At 71.7% G+C, this 26,476-nt stretch carries 26 protein-coding genes; 11 read left to right on the plus strand and 15 right to left on the minus strand.

The genetic code is table 11. The features are described 5' to 3' along the window. Window positions 1–200: 200 nt before the first annotated feature. The gene (locus AB0E14_RS08240) at window positions 201–626 is read left to right on the plus strand and encodes a hypothetical protein (RefSeq protein ID WP_362413760.1); all 426 of its coding nucleotides are present in this window, start codon (window positions 201–203) and stop codon (window positions 624–626) included. Window positions 627–645: 19 nt separating this feature from the next. Here AB0E14_RS08240 and AB0E14_RS08245 read toward each other — a convergent pair whose 3' ends face one another. From AB0E14_RS08245 to AB0E14_RS08255, 3 genes are all read right to left on the minus strand, one after another. Beyond that, window positions 646–1,251 (minus strand): nucleoside triphosphate pyrophosphatase, encoded by a 606-nt coding sequence (locus AB0E14_RS08245; RefSeq protein WP_362413762.1) that lies wholly within the window; start codon window positions 1,249–1,251, stop codon window positions 646–648. A 58-nt stretch (window positions 1,252–1,309) separates the two neighbouring features. Beyond that, the gene (locus AB0E14_RS08250) at window positions 1,310–1,438 is read right to left on the minus strand and encodes a hypothetical protein (RefSeq protein ID WP_361442946.1); all 129 of its coding nucleotides are present in this window, start codon (window positions 1,436–1,438) and stop codon (window positions 1,310–1,312) included. A gap of 75 nt (window positions 1,439–1,513) precedes the next feature. Continuing rightward, window positions 1,514–2,149 (minus strand): TetR/AcrR family transcriptional regulator, encoded by a 636-nt coding sequence (locus tag AB0E14_RS08255; RefSeq protein WP_362413765.1) that lies wholly within the window; start codon window positions 2,147–2,149, stop codon window positions 1,514–1,516. Window positions 2,150–2,218: 69 nt separating this feature from the next. Between AB0E14_RS08255 and AB0E14_RS08260 the strand changes: the two genes are divergently transcribed. Beyond that, window positions 2,219–3,592 (plus strand): MFS transporter, encoded by a 1,374-nt coding sequence (locus AB0E14_RS08260; RefSeq protein ID WP_362413767.1) that lies wholly within the window; start codon window positions 2,219–2,221, stop codon window positions 3,590–3,592. A 112-nt stretch (window positions 3,593–3,704) separates the two neighbouring features. On the opposite strand, the gene AB0E14_RS08265 is transcribed toward AB0E14_RS08260, so the two are convergent. Then, window positions 3,705–3,920 carry an acyl-CoA carboxylase epsilon subunit gene (locus AB0E14_RS08265; protein WP_362413769.1) on the minus strand — a complete coding sequence of 72 codons (216 nt, stop codon included), beginning with the start codon at window positions 3,918–3,920 and terminating at the stop codon, window positions 3,705–3,707. A gap of 28 nt (window positions 3,921–3,948) precedes the next feature. Beyond that, window positions 3,949–5,541, minus strand: a complete 1,593-nt coding sequence (locus AB0E14_RS08270; RefSeq protein WP_362413771.1) for an acyl-CoA carboxylase subunit beta — start codon at window positions 5,539–5,541, stop codon at window positions 3,949–3,951. A 133-nt stretch (window positions 5,542–5,674) separates the two neighbouring features. Between AB0E14_RS08270 and AB0E14_RS08275 the strand changes: the two genes are divergently transcribed. The 4 genes from AB0E14_RS08275 (at window position 5,675) to AB0E14_RS08290 (ending at window position 9,964) form a co-directional block, all read left to right on the plus strand. Continuing rightward, window positions 5,675–6,526, plus strand: coding sequence for a biotin--[acetyl-CoA-carboxylase] ligase (locus AB0E14_RS08275; RefSeq protein WP_362413773.1), 852 nt, complete (start codon window positions 5,675–5,677; stop codon window positions 6,524–6,526). A 225-nt stretch (window positions 6,527–6,751) separates the two neighbouring features. Further along, a complete protein-coding gene (locus AB0E14_RS08280; RefSeq protein WP_362413775.1) occupies window positions 6,752–7,912 on the plus strand; it encodes an adenylate/guanylate cyclase domain-containing protein in 1,161 nt (386 codons plus the stop codon). A 38-nt stretch (window positions 7,913–7,950) separates the two neighbouring features. Beyond that, the gene (locus tag AB0E14_RS08285; protein ID WP_362413778.1) at window positions 7,951–8,739 is read left to right on the plus strand and encodes an enoyl-CoA hydratase-related protein; all 789 of its coding nucleotides are present in this window, start codon (window positions 7,951–7,953) and stop codon (window positions 8,737–8,739) included. Window positions 8,740–8,848: 109 nt separating this feature from the next. Then, window positions 8,849–9,964 carry a GGDEF domain-containing protein gene (locus tag AB0E14_RS08290; RefSeq protein WP_362413780.1) on the plus strand — a complete coding sequence of 372 codons (1,116 nt, stop codon included), beginning with the start codon at window positions 8,849–8,851 and terminating at the stop codon, window positions 9,962–9,964. On the opposite strand, the gene AB0E14_RS08295 is transcribed toward AB0E14_RS08290, so the two are convergent. The 3 genes from AB0E14_RS08295 to AB0E14_RS08305 are packed head-to-tail and all read right to left on the minus strand — an operon-like array spanning window position 9,961 to window position 12,058. Then, a complete protein-coding gene (locus AB0E14_RS08295; protein ID WP_362413782.1) occupies window positions 9,961–10,569 on the minus strand; it encodes an HD domain-containing protein in 609 nt (202 codons plus the stop codon). The genes AB0E14_RS08290 and AB0E14_RS08295 overlap by 4 nt on opposite strands. Then, window positions 10,566–10,847, minus strand: a complete 282-nt coding sequence (locus tag AB0E14_RS08300; RefSeq protein ID WP_362413784.1) for a hypothetical protein — start codon at window positions 10,845–10,847, stop codon at window positions 10,566–10,568. Before AB0E14_RS08300 ends, AB0E14_RS08295 begins: the two co-directional genes overlap by 4 nt. Continuing rightward, window positions 10,844–12,058 carry a hypothetical protein gene (locus AB0E14_RS08305; RefSeq protein WP_362413786.1) on the minus strand — a complete coding sequence of 405 codons (1,215 nt, stop codon included), beginning with the start codon at window positions 12,056–12,058 and terminating at the stop codon, window positions 10,844–10,846. Before AB0E14_RS08305 ends, AB0E14_RS08300 begins: the two co-directional genes overlap by 4 nt. A 315-nt stretch (window positions 12,059–12,373) precedes the next feature. Between AB0E14_RS08305 and hutH the strand changes: the two genes are divergently transcribed. Then, complete coding sequence (hutH, locus tag AB0E14_RS08310) at window positions 12,374–13,915, plus strand: histidine ammonia-lyase (RefSeq protein ID WP_362413874.1); 1,542 nt, start codon at window positions 12,374–12,376, stop codon at window positions 13,913–13,915. A gap of 116 nt (window positions 13,916–14,031) precedes the next feature. Here hutH and AB0E14_RS08315 read toward each other — a convergent pair whose 3' ends face one another. Then, window positions 14,032–14,295 carry an LAETG motif-containing sortase-dependent surface protein gene (locus AB0E14_RS08315; protein ID WP_362413788.1) on the minus strand — a complete coding sequence of 88 codons (264 nt, stop codon included), beginning with the start codon at window positions 14,293–14,295 and terminating at the stop codon, window positions 14,032–14,034. Window positions 14,296–14,404: 109 nt separating this feature from the next. On the opposite strand from AB0E14_RS08315, the gene AB0E14_RS08320 reads away from it, so the two are divergent. Beyond that, on the plus strand, window positions 14,405–14,746 hold the full coding sequence (locus AB0E14_RS08320) for a hypothetical protein (protein ID WP_362413790.1): 342 nt from the start codon (window positions 14,405–14,407) through the stop codon (window positions 14,744–14,746). Window positions 14,747–14,943: 197 nt separating this feature from the next. After that, complete coding sequence (locus AB0E14_RS08325) at window positions 14,944–16,212, plus strand: Ig-like domain-containing protein (protein ID WP_362413792.1); 1,269 nt, start codon at window positions 14,944–14,946, stop codon at window positions 16,210–16,212. A gap of 98 nt (window positions 16,213–16,310) precedes the next feature. Here AB0E14_RS08325 and AB0E14_RS08330 read toward each other — a convergent pair whose 3' ends face one another. Further along, the gene (locus tag AB0E14_RS08330) at window positions 16,311–17,177 is read right to left on the minus strand and encodes a helix-turn-helix transcriptional regulator (RefSeq protein WP_362413794.1); all 867 of its coding nucleotides are present in this window, start codon (window positions 17,175–17,177) and stop codon (window positions 16,311–16,313) included. A gap of 204 nt (window positions 17,178–17,381) precedes the next feature. Here AB0E14_RS08330 and AB0E14_RS08335 point away from each other — a divergent pair, with 204 nt between their 5' ends. Both AB0E14_RS08335 and AB0E14_RS08340 read left to right on the plus strand, forming a co-directional pair. Continuing rightward, window positions 17,382–18,452 carry an NAD(P)-dependent alcohol dehydrogenase gene (locus AB0E14_RS08335; RefSeq protein WP_362413797.1) on the plus strand — a complete coding sequence of 357 codons (1,071 nt, stop codon included), beginning with the start codon at window positions 17,382–17,384 and terminating at the stop codon, window positions 18,450–18,452. An 80-nt stretch (window positions 18,453–18,532) separates the two neighbouring features. Further along, window positions 18,533–18,898 carry a DUF1330 domain-containing protein gene (locus AB0E14_RS08340; protein ID WP_362413799.1) on the plus strand — a complete coding sequence of 122 codons (366 nt, stop codon included), beginning with the start codon at window positions 18,533–18,535 and terminating at the stop codon, window positions 18,896–18,898. On the opposite strand, the gene abc-f is transcribed toward AB0E14_RS08340, so the two are convergent. The 5 genes from abc-f to AB0E14_RS08365 form a co-directional block, all read right to left on the minus strand. Next, a complete protein-coding gene (abc-f, locus tag AB0E14_RS08345) occupies window positions 18,881–20,512 on the minus strand; it encodes a ribosomal protection-like ABC-F family protein (protein ID WP_362413801.1) in 1,632 nt (543 codons plus the stop codon). The genes AB0E14_RS08340 and abc-f overlap by 18 nt on opposite strands. 217 nt (window positions 20,513–20,729) lie before the next feature. Then, window positions 20,730–22,670, minus strand: coding sequence for a hypothetical protein (locus AB0E14_RS08350; RefSeq protein ID WP_362413803.1), 1,941 nt, complete (start codon window positions 22,668–22,670; stop codon window positions 20,730–20,732). Window positions 22,671–22,735: 65 nt separating this feature from the next. Then, window positions 22,736–23,395, minus strand: a complete 660-nt coding sequence (gene msrA / locus AB0E14_RS08355) for a peptide-methionine (S)-S-oxide reductase MsrA (RefSeq protein ID WP_362413805.1) — start codon at window positions 23,393–23,395, stop codon at window positions 22,736–22,738. Window positions 23,396–23,482: 87 nt separating this feature from the next. Continuing rightward, entirely contained in the window at window positions 23,483–24,613 is a 1,131-nt protein-coding gene (locus tag AB0E14_RS08360; protein ID WP_362413807.1) for a hypothetical protein, read from the minus strand. Further along, window positions 24,610–26,223: a M48 family metallopeptidase gene (locus tag AB0E14_RS08365; protein WP_362413809.1), complete on the minus strand. Its 1,614-nt coding sequence runs from the start codon at window positions 26,221–26,223 to the stop codon at window positions 24,610–24,612. The genes AB0E14_RS08360 and AB0E14_RS08365 overlap by 4 nt, the downstream gene beginning before the upstream one ends. Window positions 26,224–26,476: the final 253 nt, after the last annotated feature.

Consider the following 26,476-nt stretch of genomic DNA (forward strand, 5'->3'; position numbering starts at 1 on the left):
TAGCTCCGAGGTGTGGCACAGGTCTCTGTTCGGGCGACCAGTCGCCGATCGGGTTTCTTTGTGGAGTCCCTACGAATGGCGCAACGATTCTTTGCCCGGGGATCGTCCGTCGCCGACCCTTGTCCACGGGTTTACCCGGCAGTAGCCTTCGCGCAGTCGTTCGTACTGTCGGTAACAGCCGTACACAGGGGGTGGCCGAGGTGGCCCGCAGACCGATAGCACTCGTGACGGCGGGGGTGCTGTTCCTGGAGGCGCCGGGAATCGTCGCGCTGAACGCCGTCATGGCACGTTTCGTCGAGGCCCAGTCGATGTCCCTGGACGGGCTCGACCCGGACCACATGGTCACCGGCACCTGGGTGCTGGGCATCGTCTCCGGGCTGCTGCTCGCGCTCTGCGCCACCGTCGCGCTGGTCGCCGGCATCCGTGACCGGCGACCCGGCCGTGCGGGACGGGCCCTGCTCGTCGGCTGCGCCGTCGTGCACGGGGTGCTGGGCGCCGTCACGGTCGGTCTGATCGGCTGGGGCGCCTTCGCGTTCATGACCGTGGTGCTCGGCCTGATCGTGCTGACGCTCGTGGCGTACGGCAAGGGTGCCGACACCCCCGAAGGCGCGCCGGCGCCCGCGTAGGAGCCCTGGGCGGCGGCCGTCAGTGCCAGAGGTCGGTGATGGAGACCCCGAGCTTGCCCAGGAGCCTGCGCAGCAGCGGCAGGGACAGGCCGATCACATTGCCCGGGTCGCCGTCGATGCCGTCGATGAACGGGGCCGAACGGCCGTCCAGGGTGAACGCGCCCGCCACGTGCAGCGGTTCGCCGCTCGCCACGTACGCGGCGACCTCGGCGTCGGTCGGCTCGCCGAAGCGGACCACGGTCGAGGCGGTCGCCGACTCGTAGCGCTTGGCGGCCGTGTCGTAGACGCAGTGCCCCGTCTGGAGGATGCCGACCCTGCCCCGCATCGCCTTCCAGCGGGCGGTCGCCTCCTCGGCGTCGGCGGGCTTGCCGAGGGCCTGCCCGTCGAGTTCGAGGACCGAGTCGCAGCCGATGACCAGGGCGCCGAAGACCTCGGGGCGGGCGGCCACATGGGCGGCCTTCGCCTCGGCGAGCGCGAGGGCGAGTTCGGCGGGCGTCGGGGCGTGGACCTTGTCCTCGTCGACGCCGCTCACGATGACCTCGGGAGCGAGTCCGGCCTGCCGCAGCAGTCCGAGACGGGCGGGCGAGGCGGAGGCGAGCACGACACGGCGGCGATCAGGAGTCATGGGGGAAGCGTAGCCATACGGGGGCTCCCCGGTGTCCCGATGGCCGGTGGCCGCGACCTCAGTGCACGCCGACCACGAACATCGCCACCACCATCGCCAGGGCCAGCAGGATCGACGCGCGACGCAGCATCGCCTGCATGTCGCGCATCTCCTTGGGCGGCTCGTTCTCGGGGTCGGACCACAGCATGCGTCCGATCCTGCTCGTGCGACGGCCGGGGCGCCTGAGTACCCGTACTCAAGCGCCCCGGTACCGAAGGACTAGTTACGGCGAGGTGAACACCCCGGCCTCCGCCGAGGTCAGCGCCGCGCGGGCGGCCCGCTCGCCGTCCGCGGGGCCGAGCGGCTCGCGGGTGATCATGAAGCGGTAGTAGAGCGGGGCGGAGACCGCGCGCAGCAGCTCCAGTTCGTCCGTCTCCGGCGGGATCTCGCCGCGCGCCGCGCCGCGCTTCACCACCGGGGCCCACTCCTCCAGGCGGGCCCGGTAGAAGCCGTTGAGCGCCTCGGCGCACTCCTCGTCGCAGGCCGCGGCCGCGATGACCGCGCGGAAGACGCCGCCCATCCGGGGGTCGGTGAGGGTCCTGACGACGAGCGCGGCGTTGGCGCGCAGGTCGCCCGCGAGGCTCCCGGTGTCGGAGGCCGGCAGGGACCGCTCGGCCATGTCGCGCAGCAGGTCGGCGACGAGCCCGACGGGGGAGCCCCAGCGTCGGTAGACGGTCGTCTTGCCCACGCCCGCGCTCGCAGCGACGTGGTCCATGTTCAGCCCGTGGAAGCCCGTGGCGGCCAGGGCGTCCTCCGTCGCTTCGAGGACGGCCCGGCGCACCTTCGCGGTACGGCCTCCGGGGCGCACGGTGCCGGGCACGGCCGGCTGGCTCTCACTCAAACGGGTCTCCTGTTCCATTAACGCCTTCGAGTCTGCTACGGTACGGGACATCTTAACGGAATCAGATTCCCATTAAGGGGTCCGCCGATGGTTGCCACCGATGTCCGGTCACAGTCGCAGGCCGGTAGCCGGCCCGCCGCCCGTATGGACGGACGGATGCGGCTCGTCCTCCTCGTCCTCCTCGTCGCCCAGTTCATGCTGGCCGTCGACTTCTCGATCCTGAACGTCGCGCTGCCCGTCATCGGCGAAGGACTCGGCTTCTCGCTGGCGAACCTCCAGTGGATCGCCACCGCCTTCGCGCTCGCCGCCGCCGGATTCACCCTCCTCTTCGGGCGCGTCGCCGACCTCGTCGGGCGCCGCCGCCTCTTCCTCGGCGGCATGGCCCTGCTCGGGATCTCCTCCCTCGCCGGCGGCCTCGCCACCGACCCCGCCCTGCTGATGGCCGCCCGCGTCGCCCAGGGCCTCGCCACCGCCGCCGTCACGCCCGCCGGGCTCTCGCTGCTCACGTCCTCCTTCCCCGAGGGCCCCCTGCGCGCCAAGGCGCTCGGCCTCAACGGCGCGCTGATGTCGGCCGGGTTCACCACGGGCGCGATCCTCGGCGGCGTCCTGACCGAGCTGCTCTCCTGGCGCTGGGCCTTCTTCATCAACGTGCCCGTCGCCCTCGCCGTCCTGCTCGTCGCGCCCACCGTCCTCAAGGAGAGCCGCCCGGACGTCCGCCCGCGCCTCGACGTCCCCGGCGCGATCACCGTCACCGGCGGGCTCCTCGCCCTCGTCTACGGCCTCACCACCGAGCCCCTGGCCCTGCCCGTCGGTATCGCCCTGCTCGTCGCCTTCTGGTTCGTGGAGCGCCGCGCCGCCTCACCCCTCGTACCGGTACGGATCCTCACCCGTCCCACCGTGATCTGGGGGAACCTCGCCGGGCTCGTCGCCTTCGTCACCGAGACCTCGCTGGTCTTCCTGATGACGCTCTACCTCCAGGACGTCCTCGGCTTCTCGCCGCTCGCCGCCGGCCTGTCCTTCGGCGTGCTCGGCGCGGGCACGGTCATCGGCGGCGTCCTCGCACCGCGCCTCATCGGCCGGTACGGGGCCCGGACCGCCCTCGTCGCGGGCGGACTGCTGCAGGCCGCCGCCACGGTCTCGCTCTACGCCCTCGGCGACGACCGGAGCTGGCTCTGGCTGCTGCTCGCCGGCACCTTCGTCGGCGGCGTCGGCAACATGGTCGCCATCGTCGGCTTCATGGTCACCGCCACCTCGGGACTGCCCGACTCCGAGCAGGGCATGGCGACCGGCCTCGCCACCATGACCCAGCAGATCGGCATCACCATGGGCACGCCGATCATGAGCGCCGTCGTCGTCACCTCCGCCACGGTCTTCGACGGCATCGGCATCGCGGTCCTCGTCAACGCGGCGATCGTGGTCGTGGGCGCGGTCCTGGCGGGGATCTTCCTCCGCAGGACGTGACCCCGCGGACGCGCGAAAGTCCGGACGCGCGAAAGGCAGGACGCGCGAAAGTCCGGACACGCGAAAGGCCGGACCCCACGTGAGGGGTCCGGCCTTCGGCGTCTTCGCCCGACTACACCGGCCAGTAGGAGCGCGCCCACGAGCGCGGTCCCGGCCGGGACCGTACCGAACGGGCGATACGGGCCGGGTCCGACCAGCCCTCCGGGGCCTCCGGGCCGCCGCCACCGGCAGCGGCGGCCGCCGCCGTCGCCGCGGCCCGGGCCTGGACCACCGCCAGTGCGGCGGCCAGCTCCTCCGGGGTCGGGTTACCTCGTACGACCTTGATCATGTCGACTCCCTGTCTCCCTGACTGAGGCCTAGAGGGGGATGTTGCCGTGCTTCTTCGGGGGAAGGGATTCCCGCTTCGTCCGCAGCTGACGCAGGCCCTTCACGATCTGCGGGCGGGTGTCCGACGGCAGGACGACCGCGTCGATGTAGCCGCGCTCGGCCGCCGTGTACGGGTTGAGCAGGGTGTCCTCGTACTCCTGGATCAGCCGCGCCCGCTCCGCCTCCTGGTCCTCGGCGGCGGCGATGGTGCGCCGGTGCAGGATGTTCACCGCGCCCTGCGCGCCCATGACCGCGATCTGCGCCGTCGGCCAGGCCAGGTTGAGGTCGGCGCCCAGGTGCTTGGAGCCCATGACGTCGTAGGCGCCGCCGAAGGCCTTGCGGGTGATGACGGTGATCAGCGGGACGGTCGCCTCGGCGTACGCGTAGATCAGCTTCGCGCCGCGGCGGATGATGCCGCCGTACTCCTGGTCCACGCCCGGCAGGAAGCCCGGCACGTCGACGAAGGTGATGACCGGGATGTTGAAGGCGTCGCAGGTGCGGACGAAGCGGGCGGCCTTCTCGGAGGCGTTGATGTCCAGGCAACCGGCGAACTGCATCGGCTGGTTGGCGACGATGCCGACCGGGAAGCCCTCCACACGGCCGAAGCCGGTGAGGATGTTCGGCGCGAACAGCGCCTGCGTCTCCAGGAACTCGCCGTCGTCGACGACGTGTTCGATGACGGTGTGCATGTCGTACGGCTGGTTGGCGGAGTCCGGGATCAGGACGTCCAGCTCGCGGTCCTCGTCCGTCGCCTCCGTCTCGGCGACCTCGGGGAAGGCCGGCGGCTCGGAGAGGTTGTTCGACGGCAGGTACGAGAGCAGCGACTTGACGTACTCGATCGCGTCCTTCTCGTCGCCGGCCATGTGATGCGCCACACCGGACGTGGTGTTGTGCGTGCGCGCGCCGCCCAGCTCCTCGAAGCCGACGTCCTCACCGGTGACCGTCTTGATGACGTCCGGGCCCGTGATGAACATGTGCGAGGTCTGGTCGACCATGACGGTGAAGTCGGTGATCGCGGGGGAGTAGACCGCGCCGCCCGCGCACGGCCCGACGACCAGGGAGATCTGCGGAATCACGCCGGAGGCATGGGTGTTGCGGCGGAAGATCTCGCCGTACATGCCGAGGGCCATGACGCCCTCCTGGATCCGCGCGCCGCCCGAGTCGTTGATCCCGACCACCGGGCAGCCGGTCTTCAGCGCGAAGTCCATCACCTTCATGATCTTCTGGCCGAAGACCTCGCCGAGCGCGCCGCCGAAGACCGTGAAGTCCTGCGAGAAGACGGCGACCGGACGGCCGTCGACCGTGCCGTAGCCGGTGACGACGCCGTCGCCGTACGGGCGGGTCTTCTCCAGGCCGAAGTTGGTCGACCGGTGCCGGGCCAGCTCGTCCAGCTCCACGAACGAGCCTTCGTCGAGCAGGAGTGCGATCCGCTCCCGGGCGGTCAGCTTGCCCTTCGCGTGCTGCTTCTCCACCGCGCGTTCGGAACCGGCGTGGGTGGCCTCGTCGATCCGGCGCTGAAGGTCCGCGATCTTGCCAGCGGTCGTGTGAATGTCGATCTCTTGCGGCTCTACCGACTCGGACATCGGGATGCGGCTCCCTGCCTGGTCACGGGGGTTCGTCTGCTACGAATGGGCTACTGCCCGGCTACTGACCCGTAGCGTATCCACGGCGATACGGTTCGGCACTGCGGTCTTTGCCACACCTAGTCTGGCTTGCATGACGTCCTCAGATGCCTCAGGAGCGCGGTGGTCCGACCTGGACCGACCCCCGCTCAACGCCGCCGCGCTGCGCCGCGCGCTCGTCCTCCCCGACGGGCTCTGGACCTCGCTCGACCTGGTCACCACGACCGGCTCCACCAACTCCGACCTCGCCGCGCGCGCCGACGAGCTGCCCGAGGGGGCCGTGCTCGTCGCCGAGGAGCAGACCTCGGGACGCGGCCGCCTCGACCGCGACTGGGTCTCGCCGCCGCGGGCCGGGATCTTCCTCTCCGTGCTGCTCAAGCCGGACGTGCCCGTGCACCGCTGGGGCTGGCTCCCGCTGCTGACCGGTGTCGCGGCGGCGACCGGGCTCGCGAAGTCCGCGGGCGTCGACCTTTCCCTCAAGTGGCCGAACGACCTGCTGGTTTCCGTCGGGGGCGAGGAGCGGAAGGCCGGCGGGATCCTCGCCGAGCGGGCGGGCGAGGACGGGGTCGTCGTCGGGATCGGGGTCAACGTCACCCTGAAGGCGGAGGAGCTGCCGGTGCCGGCCGCCGGCTCGCTGCTCCTCGCCGACGCGATCTCGACGGACCGGGACACGCTGCTGCGCTCCGTCCTGCGGTCGATGGAGCACTGGTACGGGCGATGGACCCGGGCCGACGGCGACCCGGTGGCCTCCGGCCTCCAGGAGGCGTACGAGGCGGGCTGCTCGACCCTCGGCAGGCATATCAGGGCCGACCTGCCGGGCGAGCGGATGCTGGAGGGCGAGGCGGTCGCCGTGGACGGCGACGGACGCCTGGTGGTGGCGACGGAGGGCGGCGGCACGGAGGCGGTCGCGGCGGGCGACATCGTCCACGTCCGCGCCACGGGCTGACGGCGGGCCTTCCCGGGGGCCGCGGCTCGTCGGGGCCTCGGCTCCCCGGTGCCGCCGTGTGCGGGGCGGGGCGTGGCTGGGTGGCGCGGGGCTGGGCCGGGCGGGGCGTGCGACCCTCGCACGCGCGGAACGGCGTGAGCTGGCACACACCTGTCGTATCGTGGAGCGCGATCCAGGGCGACAGATCGGCAGGGCAGTGGGCAGGGAAACGGCAGGAGGCGGCCGGTGACCGTCGACGACGCGCGCAACGGCGGTGAGGCGGAGCCACCGCCTGAGGCGGAGCCGTCGGCGTACCCCACGCCGCACCACCACGTCGACCACACGGCCGAGCCGACCGACGACCCCCTCGCGATCCGCCTCGAACAGCTCATCCTCGGCGCGGACCGCCGCTACACCCCCTTCCAGGCCGCCCGCACGGCAGGCGTCTCCATGGAGCTCGCCTCCCGCTTCTGGCGCGCCATGGGCTTCGCCGACATCGGCCAGGCCAAGGCGCTCACCGAGGCCGACGTCCTCGCCCTGCGCCGGCTCGCCGGTCTCGTCGAGGCGGGGCTGCTCAGCGAGCCCATGGCCGTCCAGGTCGCCCGGTCCACCGGCCAGACGACCGCCCGGCTGGCCGAGTGGCAGATCGACTCGTTCCTGGAGGGCCTCACCGAGCCCCCCGAGCCCGGGATGACCCGTACCGAGGTCACGTACCCCCTGGTCGAGCTGCTCCTGCCCGAGCTGGAGGAGTTCCTCATCTACGTCTGGCGCCGCCAGCTCGCCGCCGCCACCGGCCGCGTCCTGGTGCAGGCCGCCGACGACGAGGAGATGGTCGACCGGCGGCTCGCCGTCGGCTTCGCCGACCTCGTCGGCTTCACCCGGCTGACCCGCCGCCTGGAGGAGGAGGAACTCGGCGAGCTGGTCGAGGCCTTCGAGACCACCTGCGCCGACCTCGTCGCCGCGCACGGCGGCCGGCTCATCAAGACCCTCGGCGACGAGGTGCTGTACGCCGCCGACGACGCGGGCACCGCCGCCGAGATCGCGCTGCGCCTGATCGAGACGCTCAGCCAGGACGACACGATGCCCGCGCTGCGCGTCGGCATCGCGTTCGGCACGGTGACGACCAGGATGGGCGACGTCTTCGGCACCACCGTGAACCTCGCGAGCCGGCTCACCTCGATAGCGCCCAAGGACACCGTCCTGGTCGACGGGGCGCTCGCGGAGGAGCTGACCCGTACGGCCGAGGCGCCCGTCTCCGAGACGCAGGCGGCCGAGGAGGCGGCCCGCGCCGAGAAGGAGGGCGAGCAGGCGCCGACGTACCGCTTCGCGCTCCAGCCGATGTGGCAGCGGCCCGTGCGCGGTCTCGGCGTCGTGGAGCCCTGGCACCTGACCCGTCGCCCGACCTAGGATCCCGGTGAACAGTCGTTAACCGGGAGGGTCCAGCCATGTCCGAGCAGCGTTTCGGTGAGTTCGTCGCGGTCCGTCGGCACGAGCACGTGGCCGAGCTGGTCCTCGACCGGCCCAAGGCCATGAACGCGGTCTCCCTGGAGATGGCCCGCTCGATCAGCGCGGCCTGCGCGGCGCTCGCGGCGGACGACTCGGTACGGGTGACGGTGCTGACGTCCTCGAACGACCGGGCCTTCTGCGTGGGCGCCGACCTCAAGGAGCGCAACTCCTTCACGGACGCCGAGATGGTCCAGCAGCGGCCCGTCTCGCGCGGTGCGTACGGCGGGGTCCTCGACCTGCCGATGCCGACCGTCGCCGCCGTCCACGGCTTCGCGCTGGGCGGCGGCTACGAGCTGGCACTCGCCTGCGACGTGATCGTGGCCGACGCGACGGCCGTGGTCGGCCTGCCCGAGGTGTCGGTGGGCGTGATCCCGGGCGGCGGCGGTACGCAGCTGCTGCCGCGCCGGGTGGGTGCGGCGCGCGCGGCCGAGCTGGTCTTCACGGCGCGGCGGGTGGAGGCGGCGGAGGCGCGCGAGCTCGGGCTCGTCGACGTGCTCGCGGAGGACGCCCGTACGGCCGCGCTCGAACTGGCCGGGCGGATGGCGGCGAACTCGCCGGTCGGCCTGCGCGCCTCGAAGCGCGCGCTGCGGCTCGGGCAGGGCCTGGACCTGCGGGCGGGCCTTGAGGTCGAGGACGCTGCGTGGCGCGCGGTGGCCTTCTCGGGGGACCGGGCGGAGGGTGTGGCGGCGTTCAACGAGAAGCGGAAGCCGCAGTGGCCGGGCGTCTGAGGCTCGGCGCTGATGAGAATGAGCTGAGAATACGCCGATTCCACCAGGATTGTTACGTTCCGTGATGCTCCACGCGTAAAAAAGGACGAAATATCCCTAAACTGGACGAATGGGAGAGGATGTTCGGCTGCGGGCCGTAGTGGCGCTGGCGCAGGCGATGGCGGCGGCGCACACCCCGCGCGAGTTCTGGCGGGCCGCGGCGCTGGGTGCCCGCGACGGGCTCGGTGGGACGTTCGCCGCACTCTCGGTCTGGGAACGTGACCTCGGTCGGCTGAAGGTGCTCGTGAACGCGGGTGAGCGGGCCGTGGGCGAGGAGGAGTTCCCGGACGCGGAGACGTACCCGGTGCACCAGTTCCCCGAGATCACCGAGTTCCTGCACGCGCAGTGGGCCGGTGGCGGCGAGCCCGACGCCTGGGTGGAGACCGCGGACGACCGCGTCCCGACCGGCCGCGTCGCCGGGCTGCGGCGGCGGGGGCGCGGCTGCTGCGTGGTCGCGCCCGTGGTGCTGCACGGCCGGGCCTGGGGCGAGCTGTACGTGGCCCGGCCGGCCGGGGCGCCGGTCTTCGACCGCGACGACGCGGACTTCGCGGCGGTCCTCGCGGCCGTGGTCGCGGCGGGCATCGCCCAGGCGGAGCGGCTGGAGGAGGTACGGAAGCTGGCCTTCACCGACCCGCTGACCGGCCTCGCGAACCGCCGCGCGGTGGACACCCGGCTGGACGAGGCGATCGAGCGCTACCGGGTCGACGGCTCCGTGGTGAGCCTCGTGGTCTGCGACCTGAACGGCCTCAAGCGGGTCAACGACACCCACGGCCACGCGGTCGGCGACCGCCTGCTGGAACGGTTCGGCTCGGTGCTCTCGCGGTGCGGGGCGATGCTCCCCGGCGCCCTCTCGGCCCGCCTCGGCGGCGACGAGTTCTGCCTCCTCTCGGTCGGCCCGGCGGCGGACGAGGTGGTGGCGGTCGCGGACGAACTGTGCGTACGAGCCGGGGAGCTGGAACTCGGCGAGGGCGTCGCGTGCGGGGTGGCCTCGACGGGCGACCCGATCGGCCCCCTCAAGTCCGCCCGCCGCCTCTTCCGGCTCGCGGACGCGGCCCAGTACCAGGCGAAAGCGGCCCGCTCGTCGAAACCGGTGGTCGCGGGCCGCGACGGCGCCGTCATCCGCCTGGCCGACGCCCCACCGGGAGCCAGGGACCGCCGCCGCTTCCGCGACGCCCCTCCGGTCTAGGCCGCCGCGTCCAGGTCGCGGTAGAACAGTCGCCACTCCTCGAAGGCCTGCTCGAACCAGGGGACTCCCGCGGCGAGGGGAACCAGGTGGCGGCAGGTCTCGCGGTAGTAGGAGCGCTGCTTCTCGGGTCGCGGGTGCGTGTCGAGACGCTGCACATTGCTGAACCGGTCCGCCAGCTTCAGGAGCAGGACCTCAGGCGGGGCGGACCGCAGGCCGAGAAGGTAGCGGTCGCGCACCTCCGCGGCCTGCTCGCCGGCCTTGGGCTGCGGCTTTGTCACCCAGCCCACCCACTCCTCGACCCGCGGGCCGAATCGCTTGCCCACCTCCGCGGCCGTGCGGTCGGTGTCCTCCACCACGTCATGGAGGACCGCCGCGACCAGCAGGTCCTCGTCGTGGACTCCCGCGCCCGAGACGAGGATCTCCACCACCTCGAGGAGGTGCTCGAGGTAGGGCTCACCGGCGGGCCTCTTCTGGTCCCCATGAGCCTCTTCGGCGAAGGTGACGGCCTCCCCGAGGCGCTGTGCCGAAACCTCCGGTGCGAGCACCGCCAGTTGTCGGCGGGCGAGTTCCCAATCGTGCCACGCGCCGAATACCCGATGGGTCACGAAGGCTCCTGATCCGAAGTTTCCAGCTGCCTCTTGTAGTCCGCCCACCGAGGCAGTGTCGACGGCAACTCGCCGGCCTTCGCCCTTCGGGTCTCGAACTCTCCAGCGATGCGTCGACGCCGGATCTCGGCAGAGGCTTCCTGCCTGATCAACTTCATTTCCTCAGCGGACTCACATTCTCTTTCGTCGATGACGAAGGCCGCGAGCAGGAATCCATCCGCAGTCCTCCTGCGGAACGTCGAGATCATGACGAACTTCGGGGCTTTCTCATCTGTCACGGGTGCCTCCTGCGAGTCTCTTCCTGGTCCAATGCCGCCGCTTCTGCCTGCATGTCACGCATTACATCGCGTTCCTCGGGGGTCGTTTCGATATGCGCCTTGTACACGGTGTTGTGCTCGAGATCGGCGGCCACGGACGCCCGCTCCGTGGTGAGTTGGAGTTCGTACGTGTATGGTTTTCCGTCGACCTCGATGGCGACGACCATCGGAATGACGCGGTAGCTGGGGTTTCCGCTCTTCGGCTCGGCGTACATGTTCTCGATCTCCAGGAGGCGCCCGTCCTCCCCGGTTCCGAAGTGCTCCTTCGCCTTTTCGAGAACGGATTCGAGCCGGGCAGTGTCTTCGACGGTGATTCTCGCGCCCACGGCATCGATGACGTCCCCGATCTCGTAATCGGGGCGGGCCTTTCGTCCCTCGCTGCCCTCTGTCATGCGATTCACCTTGTCGACCAGGCCGTCCGCCGTTTTCGTGCGTATGCTCACGTCGGCGTCGTCGCCCTCGTCCAGGAGGCTCGTCACATCGTCGAGGACGGCCGGCTCGACCTCGTTCTCCAGTCTCTCTGCGTACTCGTCGAGGGCCTCGCGGTCGCTTTCCTCGATCTCGGCTCCGAGAGCCCGCACCGGGTCTTCCACCTTGGTCTGCTCGACGTACGCGTTCTTGCGGGACGTTCCGTCGGCCTCGTAGTTCACCTCATGCTCCACCGGCTCGAAAAGTGGGCCGCGTCCAGGGTTCTCGGACCTGTACTCCTCCAAGGAGCGTCCCTTGAGGGTCTCGCCGTCGGCGAGTTCCTGGACGATCTCCAGAGTCCGTCCGCCCTCGCCCTTGTGATCCTTCAGGTTCTCGATCACGTTCAGTCTGTTCGCATCGTCGGCGCCGAGCTTGCTGATCACCGACGCCACTCGGGGGTGCCGTTCGCTCAAGGCTTCCGCGACGTCGGCCAGTGGGTTCTCCGGCAGATCTGCGGTCTCCGGATCGTTCTTCTCCAGCAGGGGGGCGACGGGCTCGTTCGAGCCCTCTGCTTCGTCGTCCGGGTCGGCGGACTCATCGGGCTGGGTCGGCTCGGCATGGGCGTCCGTGTCTTCCTGCGATGACGAGGGGTCCGATTCCTCGTCCAGAGCCATGGGCTCCTCGGGCTCGGTCGACTCCGTCGGGTCGAGCAGCTCGGTGGATTCCGTGGTCTCCGGGGGAGTGGGCTCCCGGTCGTCCGTCACTTCGGGAAGGGACGGCGGTTCGGGTAACTGGGGAAGCTCTGTCGGGCGATCGCTCACTGGTGGCTCCGAGGCGGATGAGGCTGGGGCAGGGAACGTGCCTTCTGCGTTCGATGCATGACCTCATCCCCCGATGTCCGTAGGTCAGTTAAGCCTACGAATGCGTGTGCCAGGGCGGGAGCGCGGAAGCCCGCAGCCGGGGGTCGGCAGGCGGGTCGGTCCTCGGCCGCCCGTGCGGGCGGCCGAGGACATGTGCGGGCAGGCCGCCGCCATCTAGTGACAGGTTGGTCTTCAGTCCGTAGGGTGCTGAATATGGATATGCACTCTGTCGTCCTCGGCACGTCCGGCACCACCTTCCAGGACGTCATCGACGTCGCCCGCCGTGGCGCGCGCGTCGAGTTGTCGCCCGAGGCCGTGCGGGCGCTCGCTGAGTCGCGTGCCGTCGTCGACGCGCTCGCCGCCAAGCCCGAGCCCGTGTACGGCGTCTCGACCGGGTTCGGGGCCCTCGCCAGCCGGCACATCAGCCCCGAGCTGCGGGCGCAGCTCCAGCGCAACATCGTCCGCTCGCACGCCGCCGGCATGGGGCCGCGCGTGGAGCGGGAGGTCGTGCGGGCCCTGATGTTCCTGCGGCTCAAGACCGTCGCCTCCGGGCACACCGGTGTGCGGCCCGAGGTCGCGCAGACCATGGCCGACATCCTCAACGCGGGCATCACGCCCGTCGTGCACGAGTACGGCTCGCTCGGCTGCTCCGGCGACCTCGCGCCGCTCTCGCACTGCGCCCTGACCTTGATGGGCGAGGGGGACGCCGAGGGGCCCGACGGGGTCGTGAAGCCCGCCGGTGAGCTGCTCGCCGCCGCGGGCATCGAGGCCGTCGAGCTGCGCGAGAAGGAAGGGCTCGCGCTGCTCAACGGGACCGACGGCATGCTCGGCATGCTGATCATGGCCCTCGCCGATCTGGACAACCTGTACAAGACGGCCGACGTCACCGCCGCGCTCTCCCTGGAGGCGCTGCTCGGCACCGAGAAGGTGCTCGAACCCGAGCTGCACGCCATCCGCCCCCACCCGGGCCAGGGCGCCTCCGCCGCCAACATGCTCGCCGTCCTCAAGGGCTCCGGGCTCACCGGCCACTTCCAGGAGGAGGAGGCCCCCCGCGTCCAGGACGCGTACTCCGTGCGCTGCGCCCCGCAGGTCGCCGGCGCCGGACGCGACACCATGGCCCACGCCCGTACCGTCGCCGAGCGCGAGCTCGCCTCCGCCGTCGACAACCCCGTGGTCCTCGCCGACGGCCAGGTGCGGTCCAACGGCAACTTCCACGGCGCCCCCGTCGCGTACGTCCTCGACTTCCTCGCGATCGCCGCCGCCGACCTCGGCTCCATCGCCGAGCGCCGTACCGACCGGCTGCTCGACAAGAACCGCAGCCACGGCCTGCCGCCGTTCCTCGCCGACGACGCCGGCGTCGACTCGGGCCTGATGATCGCCCAGTACACCCAGGCCGCCCTGGTCAGCGAGTTGAAGCGGCTGGCCGTACCGGCCTCGGCCGACTCCATCCCGTCCTCCGCGATGCAGGAGGACCACGTCTCCATGGGCTGGTCCGCCGCCCGCAAGCTGCGCACCGCGATCGGCAACCTGAGCCGGGTCCTCGCCGTCGAGCTGTACGCCGCCACCCGGGGCATCGAGCTGCGCCGCGGACTGACCCCCGCCCCCGCCTCGCAGGCCGCCATCGAGGCCCTGCGCGCCGCCGGGGTCGAGGGGCCGGGCCCCGACCGCTTCCTCGCCCCCGACCTGGAGGCCGCCGACGCCTTCGTACGGGCGGGGAAGCTCGTCGCCGCGGTGGAGCCCGTCACCGGGCCGCTGGCGTAGCGGACGGACGCGCACGCACGGCGAAGGGCCGCCGCCCCGGGAACGGGGTGGCGGCCCTTCGTGTGCCTCAGGAAGCGTCTGTTTCAGGAAGCTTCTGCCCCGGGCGCGTACGCGCCTCAGTGCGCGCGGCCCCCGCGTCTCATCGCCAGCGCCACGAAACCGGCCCCCACCGCGAGGAAGCCCGTCCCGCCGATCACGTACGGCGTCGTGTCCGGGCCGCCCGTCTCCGCCAGCCGCGGCCCGTCGGCCGCGCTCTCCTGGCCGGTCGCGGCGGTGCCGCGGCCCTCGTCGGTCGCGTTCGCGGACGGGACGAACCAGAGGGCGAAGAGCAGCGCCCCGGCCGTCGTGGCGGTCAGCAGCGGACGTCGTGCGACGGACACAGAGATTCGATCCCCTTGCGGAAAAAGCGAATTGGCGGGTTCCGCTGATGCTATTGAACACAGCGGGTCGGATGAAAGTCGAGCGCCCCCGCGGCCTACGCTCCGTCGTATGAGCACTTCCGAGACATCACGTTATGTTCGGCTTCGGGTGGAAGTCGTCCTTGAGATCATCGACTCCGAGGAGCTGACCGGCGCGGCCGTCGGCCGGATCGACACCGACGAGTTCATGCCGGAGGAGGAGCGGGTGCACGCCCGGTCCGCCGTACGCGAGGACAACGCCGAGGCGCTGGCCTATCTCATCGAGCCGTTCGACCTGGTCAGCGAGGTCCCCGGGATCGAGCTCGTGCAGGCCTCGTGGAGCAGCGAGGAGGTCGACCACGACCCCGACTCCCAGGAGTGGGACCTCGACGAGGAAGATGAGGTGGACGAGGAAGACGCGGAACGGGTCTGACGGGGGCGTCCCAGCTCTTCGAAGCCCCGGTACGGCGTACGGCCCACGGCCTCCCGTACCGGGGCTTCGCCCTGTACGGGAACCGAACGCTCCGCGCGTACGTGTTGATCAGTGGCGTTGCCCACAAACATGCCGCGCGCGGAACCGGGCAGGGTCTCATGGATGTTCAGACGAGTGTTGGCAGGGATTCGGCGACGATGGAGAAGCGTGTGATGACGGACAGCAAGCGCCGTAGGAGCCTGGCGGCGGCTGCCGCGGTGCTCAGCGGCGTATTGGTGCTCTCGGCGTGCAGCGACGAGGACAAGGGCGGCGCGGCCGACGCCTCGAAGTCGGCGCAGTCACAGGCTCAGGTCGACGAGGCCGCGGCGCAGAAGACGTCGAAGGCCCAGATATCCATCTCGCCGAAGAACGGCACCACCAACGCGTCGATCAACAACGACGCCAAGGTCTCCGTCACCGAAGGCACGCTGACCGAGGTCACGCTGACCACCGCCGAGGGCACCGCCGTCAAGGGCGAGATCTCCGCCGACGGCAAGAGCTGGAAGCCCACCGGCGCCCTCAAGCGCGCCACCGTCTACAAGCTCGCGGCGACCGCCAAGGACGCGGACGGCCTGGAGGCGCACGAGAACGCCTCCTTCACCACCGTCTCGCAGGCCAACAGCTTCATCGGCAACTTCACCCCCGAGGACGGCTCCACCGTCGGCGTGGGCATGCCGGTCTCGATCAACTTCAACAAGGCCATCACCGACAAGGCCGCCGTCCAGGGCGGCATCAAGGTGACCTCCAGCAGCGGCCAGGAGGTCGTCGGGCACTGGTTCAACTCCCAGCGCCTGGACTTCCGTCCCGACGACTACTGGACCGAGGGTTCGACCGTCACGCTGAAGCTGGACCTCGACGGCGTCGAGGGCGCCAAGGGCGTCTTCGGTGTCCAGCAGAAGACCGTCACCTTCAAGATCGGCCGCAACCAGGTCTCGACCGTCGACGTCGCCACCAAGACCATGACGGTCAAGCAGGACGGCAAGACGGTCAAGACCATCCCGATCTCCGCCGGCTCCCCGGAGAACCCGACCTACAACGGTCAGATGGTGATCTCCGAGAAGTTCAAGGAGACCCGGATGAACGGCGCCACCGTCGGCTTCACCGACGACGACGGCAAGGGCGAGTACGACATCAAGGACGTCCCGCACGCCATGCGCCTGTCCACCTCGGGCACGTTCATCCACGGCAACTACTGGGGCCCGGACTCGATCTTCGGCTCCGCCAACACCAGCCACGGCTGCGTGGGCCTGAACGACGTCAAGGGCGCCGGCGACCCGAACCAGATGGCCGCCTGGCTCTACGACAACTCCATCGTCGGCGACGTCGTCATCGTCAAGAACTCCAAGGACAAGACGATCGCCCCGGACAACGGCCTCAACGGCTGGAACATGAGCTGGTCGGCCTGGAAGGCCGGCTCGGCGGTCTGACCTCCGGGTACGTGAACGACAACGGCGGCCCCCTCCCTCGCGGAGGGGGCCGCCGCCGTTTCCGTCACCGCACGGCTGACGTCACCGCACGGCCTCCGTCACCGCACGGCGTCCTCCGACTCCACGCCCCACTGCGCGAGCAGCCGCAGCGCGTCCGCCGACGCGGTCCCCGGCTCCGCCTGGTACGTCACGAGCACCAGGTCCGGGTCCGCCCCCGCCACCTTCAGGCTCTCGTACCCCAGCGTCATCTTGCCCACCAGCGGATGGCGCAGCCGCTTGGTGCCGTGCCCCTTGTCCGCGACCGTGTGCGCCGCCCACAGGGTGCGGAACTCCTCGCTGCGCACCGACAGTTCGCCCACCAGCGCGAGCAGCGCGGGATCGTCCGGGTAGCAGCCCGCGTACAGCCGCAGCACGCTCACCACCTCGGTCGCCTTGCACTCCCAGTCCTGGTACAGGTCACGTGCGTTGGGCCCGAGGAAGACCATCCGGGCCATGTTGCGCTCCGCCGGTTCCATCGCCGAGAAGTCGCCGAGCAGCGCCCGCGCCATCCGGTTCCAGGCCAGGATGTCCAGCCTGCGCCCCACGAGGAACGCCGGGACGCCGTCCATCGAGTCGAGGAGGTGCTGCAGGCCCGGCCGCACCTGCTGGGGGCGGGCGATCGCGGCCCGGTGCTGCTTCTTCTTCGCCGTCGGCTTCGCCAGGTGCGTCAGATGGGAGCGCTCGGAGTCGCTCAGCCGCAGCGCCCGCGCGATCGAGTCCAGGACCTCCATGGACACGTTGCGTCCGTTGCCCTGTTCGAGGCGGGTGTAGTACGCCACGGAGACCCCGGCCAGCTGCGCCAGCTCCTCCCGGCGCAGCCCCGGTACGCGGCGATGCCGGCCGAAGTCCGGCAGGCCCACGTCCTCCGGCTTCAGCCGGGCCCGGCGCGAGCGCAGGAACTCGCTGAGCTCGGCACTGAGATCCATGCTGCGATCCGTACTGCGGTCCATGCCGCGATCCGTGCTGCGGTCCGTGCTGCCGCGATCCATGCTGCGATCCATGCGTCCCGATTATCCCAGGCCGGACGCCCGTAAGGCCGGCTGTTCCTGTCCCTGCCAGTGGTAGGCACGCTGGTCGTAGGCAGAACAGAGGGCTGGGTAGGTCCCGCGCCTTTCGGCACGGTGGATGCCATGACCACGAACGCCACGACCTCCACGACCCCCACCACCGTCGCCGCCTACGCCGCCCCCGCCGCCCACGCGCCGCTGGAGCGCACCACGGTGCCCCGCCGCCCGGTCGGCGCGCACGACGTCCTCATCGAGATCAAGTACGCGGGCATCTGCCACTCGGACATCCACCAGGCCCGTGACGGCTGGGGCGAGGGCATCTTCCCGATGGTCCCCGGCCACGAGATCGCCGGCGTCGTCACCGAGGTCGGCTCCGAGGTCACCCGGCACAAGGTCGGCGACCGGGTCGGCGTCGGCTGCTTCGTCGACTCCTGCCGGGAGTGCGCGTACTGCCTCAAGGGCCTGGAGCAGTACTGCGTGCAGGGCATGACCGGCACGTACAACGCCCTCGGCAAGGACGGCGAGCCGACCTACGGCGGCTACTCCACCCACATCGTCGTCGACGAGCAGTACACCCTGCGCATCCCCGACGGCATCGCGCTCGACGAGGCCGCCCCGCTGCTCTGCGCCGGCATCACCCTCTACTCGCCGCTCGCGCACTGGCAGGCGGGCCCCGGCAAGAAGGTCGCGATCGTCGGCCTCGGCGGCCTCGGCCACATGGGCGTCAAGATCGCCCACGCGCTCGGTGCCGAGGTGACCGTGCTCAGCCAGTCCCTGAAGAAGCAGGAGGACGGCCTCAAGCTGGGCGCCGACCACTACTACGCCACCAGCGACCCGGCGACCTTCACCGAGCTGGCCGGCACCTTCGACCTGATCGTCTCCACCGTCTCCGCCCCGCTCGACTTCGGCGGCTACCTCGGGCTGCTCAAGACCGACGGCGCCCTGGTGAACGTCGGAGCCCCCGAGGAGCCGATCGCGCTCAACCTGTTCCCGCTGATGACCGGGCGCAAGACGCTCGCCGGGTCGATGATCGGCGGCATCGCCGAGACCCAGGAGATGCTGGACTTCTGCGCCGAGCACGGCCTGGGCGCCGAGATCGAGCTGATCCGCGCCGACCAGATCAACGAGGCGTACGAGCGCGTGCTCGCGAGCGACGTGCGCTACCGCTTCGTGATCGACGTGTCGACGATCTGACGCGCCTCGCGGCCCGTGGCGCCGGGGCATGACCTGCGAGGTAATCGACCTCGCGGGCCGTGCCCCGGCACGCTTGCGTCATGACCGCATACGCCCTCGCGAACCTCGGCCCGCAGCCCGCCCTCCACGAGGAGGTGCTCCTGTACATGGAGCGCGTCAAGGCCACGCTCGACCCCTTCGGCGGCCGCTTCCTCGTCCACGGCGCCCCCGACCGGGAGGTCCGGGAGGGCACGTGGTCCCAGGACCTCGTCCTCGTCTCCTTCCCTTCGATGGACCACGCCCGCCGCTGGTACGACTCCGCCGCCTACCAGGAGCTGATCCCGCTGCGCGCCCGGAACATCCCCGGCGACCTGATGCTGATCGACGGCGTCGGGGACGACGCGTACGACCCGGCGGGCACGGCCGCACTGCTGCGGGCCGCGCAGGGATCAGGCGGCGCGGCCTGACCGCAGTTCGAGCCGGGTGCCGCCGAAGCCCGCGCGGAACCGGTGGTCGTGCGAGACCGCGACCACCGCGCCCTCGAAGGCGGCCAGGGCCGCCTCGAGCTCCTCCACCAGGGAGAGCGCCACATGGTTGGTCGGCTCGTCCAGAACCAGCAGGTCCGCGGGCCGGGTCACCAGGCGGGCCAGCTCCAGGCGGCGCCGCTGACCCACCGAGAGCCGCGCCACGGGCACGGTCAGGTCCTCCTCCCGGAAGAGCCCGAGCGCGAGCAGCTCCGCCGCGTGCTCCTCGGGAAGGCCGGGGCGGCCCGCCGCGTACGCCGTGAGCAGCGGTTTCGGTGACGGTACGGGCTCCAGCTCCTGGGCCAGGTAGCCGACCCGGGCCGAGCGGACGACGACCGTGCCGCTGTCGGGCCGCAGGTCCCCGGCGAGGACCCGCAGCAGGGTCGTCTTCCCGGCCCCGTTGGGCCCGGAGACGAGCAGCCGGTCGCCCGCCGAGACCCGCAGCCCGTCCAGGCGCAGCCGGTCGCCGACCGCGATGTCGGCCAGCTCGGCGAGGACCCGACGCTCCTCCTCGGCCGGTGTGGCCGTCGTGAACCCCGCCCGGAAGCGCAGGGGCTCCGGCGGGGGCGGCACCGGAGACGTACGGAGCTGTTCGAGCCGGGTCCTGGCCGCCCGTACCTGCCCGGACAGCTTGTTCTCCGAGGAGCGCCGGTGCTTGCCGAAGCCCTGCCGGGGGTCCTTGCCGGTGCCCGCGAGCCGCTGGCCCGCGGCCGCCACCAGCTCCTCGGTACGGGCCAGCTCCTCCCGCCACTCCTCGTGCTCCTGGGCCCAGCGGCGGCGGGCCGCCGCCTTCGCCGCGCGGTAGCCTGACCAGCCGTCCCCGTACCGGCTCACCGAGCGCGTGTCCCGGTCGACCTCGAGGACGGTCGTCGCCATGCCCTCCAGGAACGCCCGGTCGTGGGTGACCGCCACCACCGTGCCCCGGTGGGTGCGCAGCCGCTCCTCGAGCCAGCCGGCCGCGGCCCGGTCGAGGTGGTTCGTCGGCTCGTCGAGCAGGAGCAGTTCGGCGCCCGAGGCGAGGACGCAGGCGAGGGCGAGCCGGGACTGCTCGCCGCCGGAGAGCGTGCCGACGGGGCGCTCGTACGGGACGTGGCCGAGGCCGAGGCCGTGCAGCGCGGCGGCGACCCGGGCGTCCGCCTCGTAGCCCCCGCGCTCCTCGAAGCGGGCCACCAGCTCGCCGTACGCGGCGAGTTCCTCGGCGGTCGCCGAGCCGAGCGACTCCTCGGCCGCTCGCATCTCCCGTTCGAGGGAGCGGAGTTCGGCGAGTGCCGCGTCGACGGTGGCGCGCACGGTGTGGTCGGGGCCGACGCCGAAGGTCTCGGCGAGGGTCTGGGCGAGGTGGCCGACGCCACCGGGGAAGCGGACGGTCACCTGTCCGCTGTCGGGGGTCTCCGCCCCGGCGAGCAGCCGCAGCAGGGTGGACTTCCCGGAGCCGTTCTCCCCGATGACGGCGGCCCGCTCACCGGGGCGCACGGTGAACGAGACCTGTTCGAGGACGGAGCGGGTCCCGTAGGACATGGAGACGTCATGGACGGTCAACTGGGCGCGGTCGCGCATGGGTTCTTTCCCTGGGTGAGGGGTTCGTTCGGGCCGGGTGAGGGGACACCGGGACCACCGCCGCCGCGCCCGAGGGGCGCCGGATCAGCGGGTCGGACCGTGTCCGCGGCCGGAATCAGAGAAAGAAGTAGTACGAACCCATGCGATCGAGTGTAACCAGGGCGGCCCGGCCCCCGCGCGGCCTTTTCGCCGCCACCGGCCACCGCCCGTCTCCCGGTCAGCGCCTCTTCCCGTACTTCAGCGTCCTGTCGGCGTTGAGCCGCTCGACCAGTTTGAAGACGGCCACGGCGAGCGGCCTCAGCTGGTCCGTCCGGACGTTGTCCTGCATGCGCCGCAGCTCGGTGACGATCGCCTCCTGGTCGCCCTGCGGGCCGACGAGGTTCTGCTGGTCGCCGAGGGCGCCGAGCGACTTGTGGACGGCCTCGGCGCTGTCCTGGTCGACCATGGACCGCTCGGTCTCGCCGAGGTGCTGCCAGTTCTTGAGCAGGTCGTGGCCGGAGACCAGCCCGCTCAGCCACTGCGCGCGGGTCAGCGTGACGGTCGTCCGGGTCCGGTCGTTGGCCAGGCCCCGCTCGACCTGGGCGCCGAAGACCGGTTGCTCACCGGTGCCCTCCAAGTGCGCGGCGCTCAGGACGAGGCCGGTGAACTGGTCCGGGTTCTCCTGGAAGCGGTCCTTGAGCCGCTGCGACAGCAGGCCGAAGCCACGGGCGAAGTCGGTACGGGACATCAGGGCGCCCGCGATCGTCTTGGCGTTGCCGCCTGCCTGGACGGCCTGCCCCTGCATCAGATACGCGGCGAGGTGGGTGACGAGGCCGGTGAGGGCGTTCGCTTCCCCGCCCTGCGCCTCGAAGCCGAGTCGCGGCAGCAGCGCGGCGACCGCCCCGCGAGCCCCGGCGAGTGCCGCCGGCAGGTCGCCGAGCCCTTTCCCCGACAGGTCCTTGGCGGCCTGCCTGCGTCCCTCGACCCGGCCCGCGCCGAGCACGGGGACCCGCTCCAGCCGGCTCATGGGCGCGCGGTCGCCGAGGTAGTCGATCAGCGTGGGCAGCCGCTCCAGCTTCGCGCCGAACGTCGCCTGGGGGGCGAAGGAGAGCGGGTTCCCGTCCGGGTAGATCCGCAGCCGGGGCTCGGGCGTTCCGCCGCCCGCCCGGATGTCCTCGGACGGGATGAAGGTGTCGTCCTTGCGGCCGTCGAGGTACCCGGCCATCGCGGTCACCTGGTCCATGACCGTCCCGACCTGCGCGACCGAGGTGAGCGGGTCGGTGATCCACTCCAGGTTGGAGCCGCCGCTGGGGCTGGCGTCCGCCGTGAGGTCGAAGTCGGTGCCCTTCACGACGAGTCCGTCGACGCGCCCCTTGCCGAGGTTCTCGCCGGGCAGAGGCGCTTCGGTGACCTCGTCCCTGGCCATCAGGGACGTGATGAGGCCTTGGCGGGTGTCGTCCGTGACGTCGAGGGCGGCGAGCCGCGCCACCCCTTGCTCCCGCAGCAGGCCGTCGCCCCCGAACCACTCGGCGCGCAGCGCGGCGCCTCCGTCCTCGGCGACCTGTCGCCGCTCGTCGGCCGTGAGACGGCTGTGGTACGGCGAGCTGGGCCTGAGGAAGATCTCCAGGATCTTGGCGTCGATCAGCCGTTCGCGGTCGTGCGCCCGCTGGTCGCGGACCTCCTCGGAGTTCTCCTCCATCCGCCGGACGTTCCACTGCGCCTCGAACTCGAAGCCGACGGCACGCTGCACGGCGACCTCGGCGGAGGGCGAGTGCCTGCCGCCGTCCCCGTGCCGGTGTCCCTGCGCGTTCGCGTGATCGTGCTCGTGCTCGTGATCGTGCGCTTCCGGGTCCGTCTCGGGCACGGGCGCCGCCATCACCCGTGCCGCGTTCGCCTCCGCGGCCCGCTGCACAGGCTGGGGCCGGTGGTCCTGGCTGTCCTGCCGGTCCTGCTGTCCCGCGAGCATCGCGGTGACGGCCCGGTTCCCGACGCTGCGCTGCAGCGCGTGCAGGTGCCGCGGCGAGAACGCCGCGGGGGCGTGGTCGGAGCCGGCGGGGGCGGGCTCCCGCGTCGACCGCTCCCGCACACCGCGATCGCGGCCCGGCTCCTCTACGCGCATGGCAACTCCGGTCGTCCCGACGGTCCGGCGGCGGCGCTCGCCCGCGCCCAGGATGGCCACGCACACAGGTGCCCGGAAGTGCCCCGCGGGCAACTTCCGGGCACGGATCGCTGCCCCGGGCGGCGCTACTCGGCCTTCGCGACGCCGATCGGGCAGGAGACGCCCGTACCGCCGATGCCGCAGTAGCCGGCCGGGTTCTTGTCCAGGTACTGCTGGTGGTACCCCTCCGCCGGGTAGAAGGTGCGGCCCTCGGCCGGCAGGAGCTCCGTGGTGATCGTGCCGTAGCCGGAGCCCGTCAGGACCTTCTGGTACGCGGCGCGGGACGCCTCGGCGGCCTCCGCCTGGGCGGGGGAGTGGGTGTAGAGCGCCGAGCGGTACTGGGTGCCGACGTCGTTGCCCTGGCGGAAGCCCTGGGTCGGGTCGTGGGACTCCCAGAAGAGCTTGAGCAGCCGCTCGTACGACACCTTCGCGGGGTCGAAGACGACCCGGACGACCTCGGTGTGGCCCGTGAGGCCCGAGCAGACCTCCTCGTACACCGGGTTCTGCGTCAGGCCGCCCTGGTAGCCGACCAGGGTCGTCCAGACGCCCTCGGTCTGCCAGAACTTGCGCTCCGCGCCCCAGAAGCAGCCGAGGGCGAAGTCGGCGACCTCAAGGCCCTCGGGGTAGGGGCCGAGGAGCGCGTTGCCCAGGACCGTGTGGCGCTCGGGCACCTGGAACTCGGGCTCCGGGCGGCCCTTCAGCGCCTGCTCGGGCGTGGGGAGGACGGGGGTGCGTGACAGGAACATGCGGCATCTCCTCGACGGTGGGCAGTACGCACAACGCCCGGGGGCCGGGAGGGATTCCCCTCCCGGCCCCCGGGCCCGCGGCGGTGCTCAGTCGGTGCCGTGCACCTGGCGGACCGTGTAGTCCCGCACGTTCAGGTACCGGTCCTTCGGATCGCTCGAGTACGTCCACGGCGCGTGGCCGATCCAGCCGTCGATCAGCCGGAACTGCTCCTCCGCCTCCTGGTAGCGGTCCTGCCAGTACAGGAACCACGCCAGCAGGTGCCGGACCCGTACCGTCCGCGGGTCGTCGGGGGCCGCCGCTGCCACGTCGGCCAGCGCCGCGTCCACCGCCGCGACGATCTTCGGCTCCTTCAGCCAGACGTCCGGGTCGATGTCGTTCTCGTGCTGCTCCTGCTCGAAGTACGCGTACAGCGGGAGCATCGACAGCAACTGGCCCGGCGCGCCCTGGGCGGCGGCGGCCAGGGCGAACGCCTCCGCCCGCTCGTGCGAGCCCCGCCACTTGGCGCACCAGTACTGCAGGGCGCCGGTGTACGGGCCGAGCGAGGTCGTGGTCCGCTTGGTGATCTCGGCCCAGAGCTGCTCGTACCGCTCGTGGGAGTAGCCCAGGCCCATCGCCATCGGCTGCTCGATCATGTACGGGAGCGGGTCGGCGGGGTCGGCGAGGCGGGCCGCCTCGTGCGCGGCCTCCTGCGCCTTGGCGAGCAGCTGGTGGAAGACCCGGAACTGCTCCTGGGTGGTGTGGCTGGCCCGCTTGTCGCCGCGTACGTTCCAGGCGACGAGCACCGAGGCGTCCGCGTGCACCTGTGCGGCGACCGGGTCACCGGGCCGGGCGGCCCGCCACTCGAGGAGCCAGGCGTCGTCCTCGGCGGCGATCTCGGCGAGCGCCCTGATCCGCTCCCAGCGCTCGTCCCAGTTCTGCCCTGCGGCCTCGATCCAGGCGGCTCCGGCCGCCCAGTCGCCCGCCTCGACGGCGGCCACGGCGGCGGTACGGTCCGCCGTCGGCGGCGCGGCCAGCTCGGTGTTCAGCTCCTCGCCCGGTACGAAGCCGCGCGCGACGACCACCCGGGCGGCCTCGGCCTGGTCCACCTCGGTCTGCGCCTCCAGCTCGGCCACCTCGGCCTCCAGGCGCTTGGCCTTGCGGATGTAATAGACGCCGCGCAGCACGTACACGGCGACGAACAGCAGCAGTGCGCCGAGCACCGACAGGAAGATGATCACGAGGCAAGTACCAGCTTTCGCAGCGGTTCGGTGTCGGGGCGGTCGGCGACGGCCGCGTCGAGGGCCAGGGTGAGCCGCTCCTCGAAGCCGTCGTCGGGGTAGCGGAGGTAGGCGGAGTCGGACCAGGACAGCGCCCAGCGGGTGGTGCCGCGGGCCGTCAGCTCGACGGAGGCCAGCCGGCTCAGGGCCCGGCGGACCACCGGGCGGGCGAACTCGCGGGCCGCCCGGCCGGTCGCCGCGGCCGCCTCCTCGGACTTCGGGAAGCGGTCGGCGAGCCGCCACAGCACGGCCGGGTCCGCCTCGACGGCGTCGAGCAGCGCGGGCAGCGCCTTCTCCGCGGAGCCGCCGGTCTCGGCGGCCACGGCCTGCCGGAGGGACTCGGCGCCCTCGTCGATCATGCGGGCCATGCTCCGGTGGACGAGCTCCTCCCAGTCCACCCGGGTCAGCGCCAGCGCCTCCGGGGTGAGCATGAGCGGCTCCAGCGCGGCGAACGCGCCGGTCGGGTCGGAGAGCAGCTCCAGAGAGGGGCGGTCGGCGTCCGGCTGCTGCCGGTCCGTCGCGTCGTCCGGCAGTGCCTCGATCCGGGCGACCCGGTCGGCGAGCGGCGGGTGGGAGTCGTACGGGTCCTGCTCGGTGGGCAGCTCCTGGCGCAGCTCGTCGAACTCGTCGGCGCGGGCCGGCAGCAGGTGCCGGAAGCCGCCGAAGACCTCGCCCTCGCGGGGCAGGAGACCGGAGCCGGTGCCGATGACGGCGTAGCAGCGCAGGTAGAAGTCGTAGGCGGGGCCGAGCGCGTTGAGCTCGCGCAGCGCGGAGGCGTAGGAGTCCCGACCGGCGATCCGCGCGGCGGCGAGGTCCGCGGCCAGCTCCTGACGGCGGCCGATGGAGCGGGTGGCGCGGAGGTAGAACTTCGCGTAGGCGGTGTAGATCTTCGCCATCGCCTTGTACGTGACACCGGCGCCGGTGGTGTCGATCTCCTTGGCCTTCTTGCCCTTGGTGACCCGCTTGGCGGACGCCTTCTCCTGCTTGGCGCGCTCCTTGGACTCCTTGCTCGCGGCGCGCTCCTCGAAGTGCCCGATGGTGCGGGTCAGCTGGAGGTGGCCGCGGCGGATGAGCGGGGTGAGCCGGGTGTCGGCGTTGCTGTAGTGGCCGAGTTCGTGGCCGACCACGCCGCGCAGTTGGCGTTCGTCCAGGCCGGCCATGAGCGGCAGGCCGAGCAGCAGGACGCGCCTGCCGCCGCGCAGGCCGAGGAGCGTGGCCTCCTCGTAGACGGCGGCGTTGACCTCGTCGACCAGCACGATCTCGTCGGGGGCGCGGGTGCCGACCTGCTCGGCGAGTTCACGGACGGTCCGCCAGAGCCGGGGCTCCTGCGCCTCCGTGACGCGGATGCCGACGGGCGGCTCGGGAGCGGGCGTACGCAGCATGAACATGCCGCGCACGATCGGCACGGCGAGGACCACCGACACGATCAGGATCTTCGCGGCGAGAGCGCCGGCGGTGAACTCGAACGCGAGGTAGTCCAGCAGGCCGAGGACGGCCAGCAGGACGACGCCGAGCAGGTAGAACCCGGCGAGCAGGACGAGCGCGCGGAAGGCGCGCAGATATGGGCCCATCAGGTTGGGATCCCCCCCAGGGATATGACGGGTGGTGAGGTCCGCACGGTGGTGCGGCGACGGATGAGTATGCAGGGTGGCCGAAAATCAGTGGTCGGCGGGGGTCTCGGGTACGCGAACGGCCCGCTTCCTCGGACCGGACCGCACCGGAGAGCGGTGCGGGGCCGAGGGAAGCGGGCCGTCGACGGGGCTGTTCGTGGGGGCCGCTGGAACGGGCCGTTCGCAGGGGTCGTGGTCGGCGTCAGGGGCCCCG

It is taken from the genome of Streptomyces sp. NPDC047981 (assembly GCF_040653315.1).
In the GTDB taxonomy this organism is placed as follows: Bacteria; Actinomycetota; Actinomycetes; order Streptomycetales; family Streptomycetaceae; genus Streptomyces.

What these genes read in the sequence shown, in the direction of transcription:
- AB0E14_RS08245 (WP_362413762.1), bottom strand. Translation starts at nt 1,251, where the DNA reads ATGACTCCTGATCGCCGCCGTGTCGTGCTCGCCTCCGCCTCGCCCGCC.
- AB0E14_RS08250 (WP_361442946.1), bottom strand. Translation starts at nt 1,438, where the DNA reads ATGCTGTGGTCCGACCCCGAGAACGAGCCGCCCAAGGAGATGCGCGAC.
- AB0E14_RS08255 (WP_362413765.1), bottom strand. Translation starts at nt 2,149, where the DNA reads ATGGAACAGGAGACCCGTTTGAGTGAGAGCCAGCCGGCCGTGCCCGGC.
- AB0E14_RS08260 (WP_362413767.1), top strand. Translation starts at nt 2,219, where the DNA reads ATGGTTGCCACCGATGTCCGGTCACAGTCGCAGGCCGGTAGCCGGCCC.
- AB0E14_RS08265 (WP_362413769.1), bottom strand. Translation starts at nt 3,920, where the DNA reads ATGATCAAGGTCGTACGAGGTAACCCGACCCCGGAGGAGCTGGCCGCC.
- AB0E14_RS08270 (WP_362413771.1), bottom strand. Translation starts at nt 5,541, where the DNA reads ATGTCCGAGTCGGTAGAGCCGCAAGAGATCGACATTCACACGACCGCT.
- AB0E14_RS08275 (WP_362413773.1), top strand. Translation starts at nt 5,675, where the DNA reads ATGACGTCCTCAGATGCCTCAGGAGCGCGGTGGTCCGACCTGGACCGA.
- AB0E14_RS08285 (WP_362413778.1), top strand. Translation starts at nt 7,951, where the DNA reads ATGTCCGAGCAGCGTTTCGGTGAGTTCGTCGCGGTCCGTCGGCACGAG.
- AB0E14_RS08290 (WP_362413780.1), top strand. Translation starts at nt 8,849, where the DNA reads ATGGGAGAGGATGTTCGGCTGCGGGCCGTAGTGGCGCTGGCGCAGGCG.
- hutH (WP_362413874.1), top strand. Translation starts at nt 12,374, where the DNA reads ATGCACTCTGTCGTCCTCGGCACGTCCGGCACCACCTTCCAGGACGTC.
- AB0E14_RS08320 (WP_362413790.1), top strand. Translation starts at nt 14,405, where the DNA reads ATGAGCACTTCCGAGACATCACGTTATGTTCGGCTTCGGGTGGAAGTC.
- AB0E14_RS08325 (WP_362413792.1), top strand. Translation starts at nt 14,944, where the DNA reads ATGGAGAAGCGTGTGATGACGGACAGCAAGCGCCGTAGGAGCCTGGCG.
- AB0E14_RS08330 (WP_362413794.1), bottom strand. Translation starts at nt 17,177, where the DNA reads ATGGATCTCAGTGCCGAGCTCAGCGAGTTCCTGCGCTCGCGCCGGGCC.
- AB0E14_RS08335 (WP_362413797.1), top strand. Translation starts at nt 17,382, where the DNA reads ATGACCACGAACGCCACGACCTCCACGACCCCCACCACCGTCGCCGCC.
- AB0E14_RS08340 (WP_362413799.1), top strand. Translation starts at nt 18,533, where the DNA reads ATGACCGCATACGCCCTCGCGAACCTCGGCCCGCAGCCCGCCCTCCAC.
- abc-f (WP_362413801.1), bottom strand. Translation starts at nt 20,512, where the DNA reads ATGCGCGACCGCGCCCAGTTGACCGTCCATGACGTCTCCATGTCCTAC.
- msrA (WP_362413805.1), bottom strand. Translation starts at nt 23,395, where the DNA reads ATGTTCCTGTCACGCACCCCCGTCCTCCCCACGCCCGAGCAGGCGCTG.
- AB0E14_RS08365 (WP_362413809.1), bottom strand. Translation starts at nt 26,223, where the DNA reads ATGGGCCCATATCTGCGCGCCTTCCGCGCGCTCGTCCTGCTCGCCGGG.